General features: G+C 66.1%; 13 protein-coding genes. 4 read left to right on the top strand and 9 right to left on the bottom strand.

Going from position 1 to position 13,114, the window contains the following annotated elements:
• Positions 1-12: 12 nt before the first annotated feature.
• The gene (pdhA, locus tag R2C4_RS09360; RefSeq protein ID WP_141890422.1) at positions 13-1,026 is read right to left on the bottom strand and encodes a pyruvate dehydrogenase (acetyl-transferring) E1 component subunit alpha; all 1,014 of its coding nucleotides are present in this window, start codon (positions 1,024-1,026) and stop codon (positions 13-15) included.
• Positions 1,027-1,380: 354 nt separating this feature from the next.
• Complete coding sequence (locus R2C4_RS09355; protein WP_058287020.1) at positions 1,381-1,680, bottom strand: FtsB family cell division protein; 300 nt, start codon at positions 1,678-1,680, stop codon at positions 1,381-1,383.
• Between the two features lie 231 nt (positions 1,681-1,911).
• Between R2C4_RS09355 and R2C4_RS09350 the strand changes: the two genes are divergently transcribed.
• Positions 1,912-3,546 (top strand): acyl-CoA dehydrogenase family protein, encoded by a 1,635-nt coding sequence (locus tag R2C4_RS09350; RefSeq protein ID WP_141890421.1) that lies wholly within the window; start codon positions 1,912-1,914, stop codon positions 3,544-3,546.
• Between the two features lie 67 nt (positions 3,547-3,613).
• Here the strand turns inward: R2C4_RS09350 and R2C4_RS09345 are convergent, their stop codons facing one another.
• On the bottom strand, positions 3,614-4,804 hold the full coding sequence (locus R2C4_RS09345) for a phosphoglycerate kinase (RefSeq protein ID WP_141890420.1): 1,191 nt from the start codon (positions 4,802-4,804) through the stop codon (positions 3,614-3,616).
• Positions 4,805-4,944: 140 nt separating this feature from the next.
• Between R2C4_RS09345 and R2C4_RS09340 the strand changes: the two genes are divergently transcribed.
• From R2C4_RS09340 to R2C4_RS09330, 3 genes are all read left to right on the top strand, one after another.
• A complete protein-coding gene (locus R2C4_RS09340; protein ID WP_058287017.1) occupies positions 4,945-5,451 on the top strand; it encodes a peptidylprolyl isomerase in 507 nt (168 codons plus the stop codon).
• Positions 5,444-5,992: a peptidylprolyl isomerase gene (locus R2C4_RS09335; protein ID WP_058287016.1), complete on the top strand. Its 549-nt coding sequence runs from the start codon at positions 5,444-5,446 to the stop codon at positions 5,990-5,992. The genes R2C4_RS09340 and R2C4_RS09335 overlap by 8 nt, the downstream gene beginning before the upstream one ends.
• A 153-nt stretch (positions 5,993-6,145) precedes the next feature.
• Positions 6,146-7,108, top strand: coding sequence for a DUF3179 domain-containing protein (locus R2C4_RS09330; RefSeq protein WP_141892075.1), 963 nt, complete (start codon positions 6,146-6,148; stop codon positions 7,106-7,108).
• Between the two features lie 53 nt (positions 7,109-7,161).
• On the opposite strand, the gene R2C4_RS09325 is transcribed toward R2C4_RS09330, so the two are convergent.
• The 6 genes from R2C4_RS09325 to R2C4_RS09300 all read right to left on the bottom strand — a co-directional run bounded on the left by R2C4_RS09325 (position 7,162) and on the right by R2C4_RS09300 (position 13,076).
• Positions 7,162-8,532: a calcium-binding protein gene (locus R2C4_RS09325; RefSeq protein ID WP_141890419.1), complete on the bottom strand. Its 1,371-nt coding sequence runs from the start codon at positions 8,530-8,532 to the stop codon at positions 7,162-7,164.
• Positions 8,533-8,786: 254 nt separating this feature from the next.
• Positions 8,787-9,326, bottom strand: coding sequence for a bactofilin family protein (locus R2C4_RS09320; protein ID WP_141890418.1), 540 nt, complete (start codon positions 9,324-9,326; stop codon positions 8,787-8,789).
• Positions 9,316-10,647 (bottom strand): M23 family metallopeptidase, encoded by a 1,332-nt coding sequence (locus tag R2C4_RS09315; RefSeq protein ID WP_058287013.1) that lies wholly within the window; start codon positions 10,645-10,647, stop codon positions 9,316-9,318. The genes R2C4_RS09320 and R2C4_RS09315 overlap by 11 nt, the downstream gene beginning before the upstream one ends.
• A 224-nt stretch (positions 10,648-10,871) precedes the next feature.
• The gene (locus R2C4_RS09310; protein WP_141890417.1) at positions 10,872-11,408 is read right to left on the bottom strand and encodes a ribosome modulation factor; all 537 of its coding nucleotides are present in this window, start codon (positions 11,406-11,408) and stop codon (positions 10,872-10,874) included.
• Between the two features lie 89 nt (positions 11,409-11,497).
• Positions 11,498-12,340 (bottom strand): ferritin-like domain-containing protein, encoded by an 843-nt coding sequence (locus R2C4_RS09305; RefSeq protein ID WP_141890416.1) that lies wholly within the window; start codon positions 12,338-12,340, stop codon positions 11,498-11,500.
• A gap of 274 nt (positions 12,341-12,614) precedes the next feature.
• Complete coding sequence (locus tag R2C4_RS09300) at positions 12,615-13,076, bottom strand: peroxiredoxin (protein ID WP_141890415.1); 462 nt, start codon at positions 13,074-13,076, stop codon at positions 12,615-12,617.
• Positions 13,077-13,114: the final 38 nt, after the last annotated feature.

The following is a 13,114-nucleotide window of genomic DNA, read 5'->3' as shown; positions in this document are numbered from 1 at the left end:
TGTTCTTCCCTCTCAGGCGTTTTCCTGCGGCACTTCATCCGCGTAGATGTCGGTCCAGAGCTCGTCCAGGGCGGGTTCCGGGCTTTCCTTGGCGAAGTCGGCGGACTTGGAAACGATGTCCTTGATTTCCTTGTCGATCGCCTTGAGGTCTTCCTCGGTGGCGTGCTTGCCGGTCAAGAGCATGTCGCGGACCTGCTCGATCGGGTCGCGCTCCTCGCGCATCTTCTGGACCTCTTCGCGGGTGCGGTACTTGGCCGGGTCCGACATCGAGTGGCCGCGGTAGCGGTAGGTCTTGACCTCAAGGATATAGGGGCCGTCGCCGCTGCGGCAGTGGGCCACGGCGCGTTCGCCGGCTTCCTTGACGGAGAGGACGTTCATGCCGTCCACCGCTTCGCCCGGGATGCCGAAGGCCTTGCCGCGTTCCCAGATCTCCGCGCTGGAGGTGGAGCGCTGCTGCGAGGTGCCCATGGCGTACTGGTTGTTCTCGATCACAAAGATCACCGGCAGTTTCCACAGGGCGGCCATGTTGAAGGTCTCGTAGACCTGGCCCTGGTTGGCGGCGCCATCACCGAAATAGGTGAAGGTGACGCGGCCGTTGCCCTTGTACTTGTCGGCAAAGGCGAGGCCCGCGCCCAGCGGCACCTGGGCGCCGACGATGCCGTGGCCGCCATAGAAATGCTTCTCTTTCGAGAACATGTGCATCGAGCCGCCCTTGCCCTTGGAGTAGCCGCCTTCGCGGCCCGTCAGCTCAGCCATGACGCCGTCGGGGTCCATGCCGCAGGCCAGCATATGGCCGTGGTCGCGGTAGGAGGTGATGCGTTTGTCGCCTTCCTCGGCGGCGGCCTCGAGGCCCACGACAACGGCTTCCTGGCCGATGTAGAGGTGGCAAAAGCCCCCGATAAGACCCATGCCGTAGAGCTGGCCCGATTTCTCTTCGAATCGGCGGATCAGCAGCATCTCGCGGTAGTAGTGGGTGAGTTCTTCGGCAGAAACGTTTGGTTTCTTTGTGGTTTTTCTAGCGGCCATGGTGGTCGGCTCCCCCTGCAGGCTAGATAGTTTAGCATTAAACAAATTCATAACCGGTTTTGACGCGGCTGAATAGTGTTATTCTGCCGCGGGGTTTCCGCCGCGTAAAAAACCGCCGAAAGCGCACAAAAATGCCACGCCGGCGGGGCCGCGGCAGGTGCCGCATCATGGCCGCTTGCGCCCGCAAGGGGAAGGCCCTTTTGCAGCGGCGCGGCGGCAGGCGGGCGGTTCGGCCCACCGCGCGGCGGGGGCATTGCCGGTATTCCGGGGCTGCTGATTGTCTGAGAGGCGGTTGCGGGGGCGCGGGGCTGACGGGCTGGCGGACGCGTTACGCCGGGGGCGTCAAGGCGGGGGTCAGCGGATCACGATCTCGTCGGCACGGACCAGGCCCAGCACCGAGCGGGCCTGCTCATCCAGCAGGTCGAGATCGAGGTAATCGTCGGAGAGCCGCCGGGTCAGGTTTTCCATGTCGCCGATGTGGGAGTGGAGACGGCCGAGATCCAGCCGCAGTTCTTCTGCTTCGGCCTGGATCTCGACCCTCCGGAATAGACCGAAGTCGCCTTGCACCGCCGCAAAAGTGAAATACGCGCTGAGCGCGAAGGCGATGGCAAAGAAGGCGATGGCGCCAAAAGACGGCCGGGGGCTTCGGGTCACGTTGGGAGTGCCTGTATGTTACTGCTGTAGTGTTTTGATTTTGCGCCGTTTCCCGGCGTCTGTCTTATGTATGCCACAACCGAATCGGCTTGTGAATCCCAAAACTGTCCACTGGGGGAATTTTTTGCGCTTTGGCCCCGGCGCTGCCGCAACGGCAGACCGGCGGTGACGCGGCGCTGTGCTGGCCACGGCGCGGCGGCTTGCGCAGGCTGGGGCCAGGGAGGATCAGCGATGCAAGACAGGGCAGCCTGCGCCGGGCGCGGCGATTTGGGAACTCATGAGGTGCAGAACCAGCCGCAGCCGCGCGGCGGGCGCGATCTGTGGGCTGAGGACGCGGCGCTGCGGTCTTATGCGGCGCATCACGGCGGCCGCACGGATGCGCTGGCCCGCGCGGGGGCGGAGTACGGCAGCGAAACGCTGCTGGAGGCCGCTGCGGAGGCGCGGCGCGATCCGCCGCGGCTGGAGCTGTTCAGCCGCTCCGGACGCCGGCTGGACGAGGTGCGGTTCAATGCGGGCTATCATCAGGTGATGGCGGCGGCGCAGCGGCTGGGCTATGCCCATGCCGCCTGGGACGGCGCGCCGGGCGGCCATGTCACCCATGCGGCGCATGTCTATATGCTGAACCAGGTGGAGCCGGGCGTGTGCTGCCCGATGACGATGACTTATGCCGCCGTTCCCGCGCTGCGCCATGCGCCGGATCTGGTGGCGCTGTGGCAGCCGAAACTGCTGAGCGCGGAGTATGACCCGGCGGTGCGGCCCGTCGCGCACAAGCGCGGCGCGACGCTGGGCATGGCGATGACCGAGAAGCAGGGCGGCTCTGACGTGCGGGCCAATACCACCCGGGCGGTGCGGGACGGGGCGCATTACCGGCTGACCGGGCACAAGTGGTTCTGCTCCGCGCCGATGTCGGACGGGTTCCTGACGCTGGCCTATGCGGAGGGCGGGCTGACGTGCTTTCTGGTGCCGCGCTGGCTGGAGGAGGAGCGCAACGGCATCCGGCTGCAGCGGCTGAAGGACAAGCTGGGCAATCGCGCCAACGCCAGTTCCGAGATCGAATATGCGGAGGCGCTGGCCTACCGGGTGGGCGAAGAGGGCGCGGGCGTGCGCACCATCATCGAGATGGTGCATCACACAAGGCTGGACACCGCGCTGGCGCCTGCCGGGCTGATGCGGGCGGCGCTGGCGGAGGCCTTCTGGTGGGCCGAGGAGCGCGCGGCGTTTCAGAAGACGCTGATCGGCCAGCCGCTGATGCGCGCGGTGCTGGCCGATCTGGTGCTGGAGGCCGAGGGCGCGCTGGCCGCGGGCATGGCGATGGCGGCGGCGTTTGACCGGCCGGATCCGGACAGCCGGGCACTGGCGCGGATCGGGGTGGCCCTGGCAAAATACCTGGGCAACAAGCGCTGCATCCCGGTGATCGGCGAGGCGATGGAGGTGCTGGGCGGCATGGGCTATGTCGAGGAGACGCCGATGCCGATGCTGTATCGCGAGGCGCCCTTGAACGGGATCTGGGAAGGGTCGGGCAATGTGATCTGCCTCGATATCCTGCGCACGCTGGCCAGGGAGCCGCGGGCCGCGTCGGCGCTGAACGCGCTGCTGGACGGGGCCAGGGGCGGCGACCGGCGCTATGACGCGGGGCTGGCGGCGCACCGGGCGCGCTGGCCCGGGCTGCCGGATGAGGCGGAGGCGCGCTGGTTCGCCGAAAGCCTGGCCACGCTGATGACGGCGGCCTGCCTGATGGACGCGGCGCCTGCTGCGGTGGCGGAGGGTTATGTCACCAGCCGGATTGCCGGGGAGCGCGGATCGCTGCCGGGATCGGTGGCGGGGCTGGATGTGACCGCGATCCTGGCGCGGTTCCGCGGCGCATAGGTCCGCCGCCGGACAAGAAAAAGGCCCAGCTTTGCAGCCGGGCCTATGAGTGTTTGCAGCTTGGAGTTTACTGCTCGAGCGCCGCGACGCCGGGCAGGGTCTTGCCTTCCATCCATTCCAGGAAGGCGCCGCCGGCGGTGGAGATGTAGGTGAAGTCGCCCGCCGCGCCGGAGGCGTTCAGCGCCGCAACGGTGTCGCCGCCGCCGGCAACCGAGATCAGCTGGCCGGAGCGGGTCATCGCTGCGGCTTTCAGCGCGGCGGCGTTGGTGGCGGCGTCGAACGGTTCCAGCTCAAACGCGCCGAGGGGGCCGTTCCAGATCAGCGTCTTGCTTTTCGAGAAGACCTCGATGATGCGGGCGAGGCTTTCCGGGCCTGCGTCCAGGATCATGCCGTCCTCGGGGCATTGATCGGCGGGCAGGATTTCATGCGGCGCGTTGGATTCGAATTTCTTGGCGACCACGACGTCGGTGGGCAGGATGATCTCGCAGCCCGCGGCCTCGGCCTTGGCGAGGATCTCGGCTGCGGTGTCCTTCATGATGCGTTCGGCCAGCGAAATGCCGACCGGCAGCCCCTTGGCCACCAGGAAGGTGTTGGCCATGCCGCCGCCGATCACCAGGTGGTCGACCTTTTCGATCAGGTTGCCCAAGAGTTCCAGCTTGGTGGAGACCTTGGCGCCGCCGACCACTGCGGTCACCGGGCGCTTCGGCTTGCCCAGGGCGCTTTCCAGCGCCTGCAGCTCTGCCTGCATCAGGCGGCCCGCACAGGCGGGCAGCAGGCGGGCGATTGCCTCGGTGGAGCTGTGGGCGCGGTGGGCGGCGGAGAAGGCGTCGTTGCAGTAAACCTCGCCCAGCCGCGCCATGCCGGCCGCCAGATCGGGGTCGTTCTTGGTTTCCGCGGCGTGGAAGCGGGTGTTTTCCAGCAGGAGGACCTCACCCGGCTGCAGCGCGTCGGCAGCGGCCTCGGCGCCGGCGCCGACGCAATCGGCGGCAAACAGCACGCGGGTGTCAAAGGCGCGCTCCAGTGTCGGCACCAGCTGGTTCAGGGACAGGTTCTCGCGGCGCTCGCCGCCGGGGCGGCCGAAGTGGGCCAGCAAGATCGGCTTGCCGCCCGCCGCCAGAATGTCGCGCACGGTGGGGGCGATACGGCGGATGCGGGTGGAGTCGGTCACCACGCCTTCGACGATCGGCACGTTGATGTCCACACGCACCAGCACGCGCTTGCCGTTCAGATCCATGTCGTCGAGTGTTTTCCAGCCCATCTCAAGAGACCCCTTATGGTGAAAGTGCAGTCAAATCCGCGGGCTGTTTCGGGGGTTTTTGCGCATCAGTCAATGCTCCCTTGGCATTTCCGGGCGCTGCCCTTAACTATCGTTGCAAATTTCGACGACAGGAGGGCCACATGGCCGAGATCAAAGATCCCGAAAACACCATCATCATCGAGCTGAAAGACGGCAATGTGGTGATCGAGCTGCTGCCCGACGTGGCGCCGAAGCATTCCGAGCGGATGAAGGAACTGGCCCGTGCCGGCGAGTATGACAACGTCTGCTTCCACCGGGTGATCGACGGCTTCATGGCGCAGACCGGTGATGTGGCCAATGGCGACATGGAAGACGGCTTCAACTTGCGCATGGCGGGCACCGGCGGCTCCAGCCTGCCGAATGTTCCGGCCGAGTTCTCCAAGCTGCCGCATGACCGCGGCACCCTGGGCGCGGCCCGTTCGGCCAACCCGGACAGCGCAAACTCGCAGTTCTTCATCAACTTCAAGGACAACCACTTCCTGAATGGTCAGTACACCGTTTATGGCCGTGTCATCGACGGCATGGAGCACGTGGATGCGATCACACGCGGCGAGCCGCCTGCGAACCCGGACCGGATGATCTCTGTCAAGGTGGCTGCGGATGCATAAGGCGCTTTCGCTGGTGGCCCTGCTGGCGGCAGGGCCTGCCTTTGCTTCTGGTCTGGAAATCCAGGTCGCGGGCGAAGCCAACGGCACCATCAAGATCGACCTGTTCGAGGATGTGGCGCCCAAGCATGTGGAGCAGATCACCGCGCTGGCCGAAGCGGGCCAGTATGACGGCGTGGTGTTCCACCGCGTGATCGAGGGCTTCATGGCGCAGACCGGCGATGTTGAGTTCGGCAAGGCCGGCGGCGACATGCGCCGGGCCGGGCAGGGCGGCTCTGACCGCCCGGATCTGGCGGCTGAGTTCTCCGACATCACCTATGACCGCGGCGTGGTCGGCATGGCCCGGTCGCAGAGCCCGGACAGCGCCAATTCGCAGTTCTTCATCATGTTTGCCCCGGGCCCGTTCCTGGACGGCCAGTACACGGTTGTCGGCAAGGTGACCGAGGGCATGGATGTGGTCGATGCGATCAAGCGTGGCGCCGGCCCCAATGGCGCGGTGATCGGCCAGCCCGACACCATGGCCAAGGTGAGCGTGACCGAATAAAGCCTTCCGGCTTTCTGAAAGACGATGGCCCGCGCCCGGCACTCCGGGGGCGGGCCTTTTATATGCTGGGTGATGACAGGCGGTCACAAGCCCGTGCCCGCCCCTGTTCCGCGCCTCTCTGCCGCCGTTTACTGGGACCGGGAGGTGCTGGTCATGCTGAGGAGGTTGTTGTTGTGTTTCGGGCTGCTGTTGCCATTGACTGCAGCAGCCGATCCGCAGGTCTGGCAGAGGGAATGGCCGAAGACCGACTTCAGCCGGTCGCTGGTTAAGGATTGGCAGGAAATCCGCTCGGGAGGGGTACCCAAGGATGGTATCCCGGCGCTGGATACGCCGCAGTTCACAGAGGCCGCAAAGGACCGGAGGATCAAGCCGCGCGAGCCGGTGATCACGCTGGAGCTGGCGGGCGCCACGCCGCGGGCTTATCCGCTGCGCTATCTGACCTGGCATGAGATCGTGAACGATGTGGTGGCAGGGGTGCCGGTGGCGGTGACCTATTGCCCGCTGTGCAATTCGGCGGTGACATTCGACCGGCGCACCGGTGCCGGGGTGCTGCGCTTTGGGGTCACCGGCAAGCTGCGCCACTCGGATCTGGTGATGTATGACCGCGAAACCCAAAGCTGGTGGCAGCAGGCGACCGGCACCGGCATCGTCGGGCGGATGACCGGCACCCGGCTGAAGACGCTGCCGAGCTGGGTGGAAAGCTGGCAGGAGTTCACCGCCCGCAACCCGGACGGGCTGGTGATGGCACAGCCGGGCTGGAACCGGCGGTACGGGCAGAACCCTTATGTGAATTACGACAGGTCGGACTGGCCGTTCCTGTATGATGGCACCCCGCCGCCGCACGGGCTGGCACCGATGGAGCGGGTGGTGCGGGTCGGCAGCCGGGCCTGGCCGCTGGCGCGGCTGGCGCGCGAAGGCGGGATCCGCGAGGCCGGTGTGGTGCTGAGTTGGCGGACGGGCCAGGCCTCGGCGCTGGATACGGGCACGATTGCCGGCGGGCGCGATATCGGCTCTGTCCGGGTGCGCGACAGCCAGGGGCGCGATCTGCCGCATGACGTGATGTTTGCCTTTGCCTTCCACGCGTTCTGGCCGGACGGCACGTGGATGCTGAAATGACAAAAGGCGCGCCGCAGCGGGCGCGCCTTGCTTTTTTCCAGCGGACCGGCAGATCAGAACAGGAAGTTGTCCGCGTCCTGCAGCTGCGCCAGGCTGATGTCCTCCACCAGGATGGTCACATCGGCGAAAGAGACCAGCACATCGTCCCCCTGTGCCTCAAAATCCAGCTGGCCCAGGCGGGAGGCGCCGCGGCCGATCTGGATGTGATCCTGGCCTGCGGTGAAGTCGGTGATGGTGTCGTTGCCGTGGCCCTTGTGGAATACGAAGGTGTCAGCACGGCCGCCGCCGGTCAGCAGGTCGTCGCCCTTGTGGCCCAGCAGCACATCGCGCCCGCTGCCGCCGCTGAGGCGGTCGCCGCCGGTGCCGCCGGACAGGGTGTCATCGCCGCCGCCGCCGGCCAGGGTGTCGGCGCCGTTGCCGCCCTTCAATGTGTCGATGCCAGTGCCGCCCAGAAGCTTGTCTCTGCCCTTGCCGCCGTCAAGGAGATCGTTGCCGCTTTGGCCGCTGAGCACGTCATTGCCGCCGTCGCCATTCAGCGTGTCGTCTCCGCTCTCTCCGCTCAGCGTGTCCTTCGCGTCGCCGCCAGCCAGGTTGTCGTTGCCGCCGTCGCCGAACAGGCTGTCGGCGTCGAGACCGCCCAGCAGCGTGTCGTTGCCGTTTCCGCCGCGCAGCGTGTCACTGCCGCTGTGGCCGGAAATCTTGTCGTTGCCGTCTTCCCCCAGAAGCAGGTCGTGTCCGGAGAATCCGTTAATGCTATCGTTGCCGCTGCCGCCGAGCAGGACATCGTGGGATGTTGCCGTTCTGTTATCTCCATTGAGCGTGTTGGCATATGAGGTCCCGGCCGTCAGGCTGACAGTGCGGTCGCTGAATTGGACAAACTCAATGGAGTTCAGGGTGTCGCGGCCGTCCGGTCCGTCAAGGATGATGCGGCTGAAGCTGGAGGAGAAGCTGGCGTTGGAGAAGGCGCCATCGACAATCAGCCTGTCTGTTCCGCTGCCACCGTAAATGTAGTCCCAGCCGCTTCCCGCATTGATTGTGTCATTGCCATCCCCCAGCTTCCAGGTGCTGCTGCGGGTCGAGTTGATGCTGAAGAGGTCGTTGCCCTTTGTGGCCTCCTCCTCGAAGGAGGAAGTTGAGTAGCTATTGGAATATTTGGTGAAGGACACGTCCAGACCGCTGGCGGTATAGACTGTTGATCCGTTGATCTGGAATGTGATGCTTGTGATCGTTCCATAGACGGATGTGCCAAATGCACTGAAACTGCCTGTAACTCTGGCCGAAAAACTGGCGCCGCTGTATGTGGTGCCGTTGATTTCCACAAGGTTGCTGTTGACTGTCCCCGGTGTCGGGTTGAGGACCCGGAAGGTTTGAAGATCCCCGACATCCCAGCTGTTGCTGGAATCATTCACGGTAAACGTAGCCATTGGGTACAGCTCCTTGGACTTGACAATACTTTGGTTGAAACCCTGTTGGGCAACTCAATTCAAAGGTCTATTGCCCTAGAAGGGGAGTAATGTTCAAGGCAAGGAAATCTTTACCGTCACGTTACTGTAACGTTTTTGCAGCTTTTACGAGTGTTCCCCCGCAAAGCAAAAAAGAAACGCCGCAAGCGGAGGCTTGCGGCGCAGCTTTCGTGTCTGTGTGGCCCGGCAGTGTTGAAAGCCTGCCGACCGGCAGTTCAGCCTTCGGCCTTGTGCGCAGCAGTCGCGGCTTGAACGGCTGCCGACGGAGCAGCCGGGGCTGCGGCCGGGGCGGATTTGCGGCCGCCCGGGTTCAGCGGGTCGTCCTGGCGCTGCACGGAGCCTTCGAAATGGGCGCCGCTTTCAATCGCGATGGTCTTGTGGATGATGTCGCCTTCGACCCGTGCGGTGGAGGTCAGGCGCACCTTGAGGCCGCGCACGCGGCCGACGATGCGGCCGTTGATGACAACGTCATCGGCGGTGATCTCACCCTTGATGGTGGCGGTCTCGCCAACGGTCAGCAGATGCGCGCGGATGTCGCCCTCGACGGTGCCTTCGACCTGGATGTCGCCGGTGGTCTTGACGTTGCCGGTGATGTGCAGGTCCGAGCTCAGCAGCGACGCGGCGGGCTTGGCCTTGGGCGCGCTGGTCTTGTAGTCGCTGGGCGCCGGCGCAGCCGGAGCGGCAGAGGCAGGGGCAGCCGGGGTTGCGTCGGCCTGCTTCGGCCCGGGCTCGTTGATTTTGCTCTTAGAAAACATTTCTCGCAGCCTTGATGTAGATCATGGGGTTTACAGGTTGCCCGTTGACCCGCACCTCGTAGTGGAGGTGGGTCCCGGTGGACCGTCCGGTGTTACCCATATCAGCAATGTGATCCCCGCGCGAGACCCTTTGGCCGGCCGTAACGCGGAGTTTCGAATTATGGGCGTATCTTGTCTCGATGCCGAACGCGTGGCGGATGGTGACCAGCTTGCCGTAGCCGGATTGCCAGCCCGCGTGGGTCACCACGCCGTCGGCGGTGGCAAAGATGTCGGTGCCGGTGCTGCCTGCAAAATCAAAGCCCTTATGCAGGCGGCGGCCGCCGGTCTTGGGGTCGCGGCGGTAGCCGAATCCGGAGCTTTGGCGCACATGGCCCAGATTGACCGGGGTGGCAAACGGCGCCTTTTCCGCGGCCAGACGGTACAGATTCAGCTGATCCAGCCGGGCAAGGATCCTGTTGGCGCGCAGCTCTTCCGGGGCGGGTTCCTCGCCCCGGGTCGACATCGCCAAGGGCGCAAGCGGGCCGCCCTGGCCGTCGTAGCCGCGCCGGACCTGCTCAAGAATCCGGTCGGGCGGCATGCCGGCGCTGCGGAACATCTTATCCAGCGGAGTAATCGACACCGCGACCGCCTCTTCCAGCTGGCGGAAGATCTGGCCGTTGCGTTCTTCCATCAGCTGCAGTTCCAGTTCCAGCTCCTGGCGCTGGCCGACGGCGTCCCGGGCGTCGGCCATGATCCGGTCGCGCTCCGCCGCGGTATCGGTCAGGGCCCCCGCCAGCATGTCCATCTGCTCCACGGCGCTGGCCATGACCGCCGGGGCGGCGTTTTCGTCCTGGGTTTCTTCCTGAAGTTCTGCCAGGGCCCGGCGGGCGCCGTCGCGGTCGCTCATGGTGTCGCGCAGGGTGGTCTGGATCACCTCGATGCCGGTTTCCAGCTCGCGCCGGCGGGTCTCCGAGGCCAGCAGCTCGGATTGCATCATCGAGATCTGGGCCAGCACGGCGTTGAACCGCTCCTGCGCCGCCAGGGCTTCCTCGGCGCGGGCGTCGCGCTCGTCGGAGATTGCATTCAGGCGTTCGCGGTAGGTCTGCTGGTCGCGTTTGGCCAGCTCGCGGAAATTGCCGGCGCCGATGCTGTCCATCAGCACGATGGCGGTGGCAACAATGGTCCAGGAGACCAGCAGGGTGATGCCGGCCACCGCGGCCAGCTGGGTCTCCGACCGCAGCCGGATGAAACGCGTGTCGGTGTCGGATTTGAGGAACACCCGCCGCTCGGGGAAGCGGCGTTCCAGAAAGGCGTGAATTCTGATCGCGAGCCGTGTGCGCAAAGTCCGTTCCCTGTTCCGTCCCTGTCCCGAAGTGCGCCGGTGCCGCAGGGCGGATCCGGTGCCTTGGGCGAAGTGAATAGACAGGGCGGGCCGATTGGGCAAGCCTGTTGACCCATCGGGCCCGGATCGTGCCGGCAGGGCGGGCAGATAGGCGGAAATCTGCCGAGTTTGCGGGGGTATGCCCCGGCCCGGCCGGCGGACGTGCCGGGCAGACGGGGGGCCGGTCAGCCCGGCTGGCTTTTCTGCCGTTCCTCCTGCGCTTCGGTCCAGCCGCTTTCCCAGGCCTGGTGGTCGGCGGTGTCGAAGGCATAGGGATTGCCGGTGAAGGGCTGGCCGTCCATGCCGGCGCGGTAACCCTCGTCATAGCTTTGCGCGCGCGGGTCCATGCCGCAGGGCTTATGGGCGGTTGCGCGCAGGTGGGCGGCGAACTCGGGGTATTGGGCGAGGTCGGTCTGATCAAGCCCTTCGGGATGCCGCATGAGCGCCTGATGGCCGCGGCTGGTCAGCCGCCAGCTGGGATCCTCCCCCGGCAGCGGCTCGCCCGGGACCAGGATGCCTGCGATCTCCAGCTCCGACAGGCGGGCGGCCAGCCGTTCGCGCAGGTCTTCGGGGGGCAGGCCGGGGGTTTCGTTGGCCTGGCGGAACAGGGCGTCCAGCGCCTGTTCGCAGCGGTCCAGCGTCACCGGGCCGGACCGTGCCGTGTGCAGGATCAGGGCCGAGAGGCTGGCCGTGCTCAGCAATGGGAAGTCGTTTTCGAACATGGGATCACCCGGCTGTCCAGATGTCCCAGTCTAGGCGGCTGCGGCGGTTTGGTAAAGATGGCTGCGGCCCGCGCGGCCGGCCCTTGGCCTCAGCTGCCCGGCAGGTCCCGCGCCTGATCGGCCAGCGGCCAGTAGAAATCCGGCGGCAGGCCGGCATCGGCGCGCTTTTCCTCGTTGAACGGCGGCTTCAGGGCGCCGTGGAAATACTTCCGCACCAGCGCGTGAAACACCTCCTTGGGGTCGAGGTTGTCCCGGCCGCACAGGAAGTTGAACCATTTGGAGCCATAGGCGACATGGCCGACCTCCTCGGCATAGATCACCTCCAGCGCTTCAACGGCCTGGGTGAGCTGCGCCTTGCGGAAGATTTCGATCATGCCGGGGGTGACATCCAGCCCGCGCGCCTCCAGCACCATCGGCACCACCGCCAGGCGGCCCATCAGGTCCTCTGCCGTGTCCTCCGCCGCGCGCCACATGCCGGCGTGGGCCGGCAGGGCGCCGTAATGGCTGCCCAGGGCTTCAAGGCAGTCGCACATCAGGTTGAAATGCTTGGATTCCTCATCCGCAGCCTTGACCCAGTCATCAAAAAAGCCCATCGGCATCGGCACGTGAGAGAAGCGGGCAATGATGTCCCAGTGCAGGTCGACGGCGTTCAGCTCGATATGGGCGACGGCGTGCAGCAGCGCGATGCGGCCTGCCTCCGATCCCGGCTTGCGCTTGGGCACGTCGCGGGGGTGCAGCAGCTCCGGCTTGTCGGGCCGGGCCGGGTGCGTCGGCGGGGAGGCGGTGCCGATGGCGATCTCCGGGCCGGTGCCGGCGCGGGAGGCAAACCACGCCGCGGCGTGGCGGCGCGACAGCGCGGTCTTCTGCCGCCCGTCCGCGGTGGTCAGCACCTCGGCGGCGCGTTCGGCGAGCGTTTGGGGCTGATCGGTCATGCGGGTCTCCTGTTGCAGCGGCTGGCCCGGGTTCACCTGATTTGGGCGGCGGAGTCCAGAGCGGAAACGGGAGGGCTCCCGCGCCCGCGGGCGATCAGCGGGCTGATCTCCCTGGCGGCCTTGGGCCGGGCACCGCGCGTCCCGCGCGGTGCGCGCCGCCCGCAGGGGCGGCGCCGGGCCCAACAGCAAGGCCTGCGCCCGGCAGGGCGCGGGCAGAGCTGGCGGGAGCGCCCCGCCTTGCCTGCACGCTGCCTTGCCTGCGCGCCGGAGCGCCTTACAGCGCCCGGACGGCTGCCAGCACCTCGTCCGCGTGGCCGTCGACCTTGACCTTGCGCCAGACCTGCGCGATGCGGCCATCGGCATCAATCAGGAAGGTGGAGCGTTCGATCCCCCAGAACTTCTTGCCGTACATGCTCTTCTCTTTCCAGACGCCGTAATCCTCGCACACCGTGCCGTCCGCATCGGACAAAAGCGGTGCCGTCAGCCCGTGTTTGGCGGTGAATTTGTCGTGCTTGGCGACGGTATCCTTGGAGATCCCGAAAACCTGCGCGCCGGCATCGGCGAAGGCCTGCAAAGCCTCTGAAAAGGCGATGGATTCTTTGGTGCAGCCGGGAGTATCATCGCGGGGGTAGAAAAACAGCACCACGGGCGCGCCCTTGAGGCTGGACAAAGTGACCTCTCCGCCGCCGCTGCGGGGCAGGGTAAAGGAAGGGGCGGGATCTGAAACGTCGGGCATTGGCCTGTCTCCGGTAATTTGCGCAACTCACTGCGCGG

The organism is Leisingera aquaemixtae (assembly GCF_006740765.1).
Lineage (GTDB): Bacteria > Pseudomonadota > Alphaproteobacteria > Rhodobacterales > Rhodobacteraceae > Leisingera > Leisingera aquaemixtae.
This window is presented reverse-complemented; position numbering and strand designations above follow the sequence as displayed.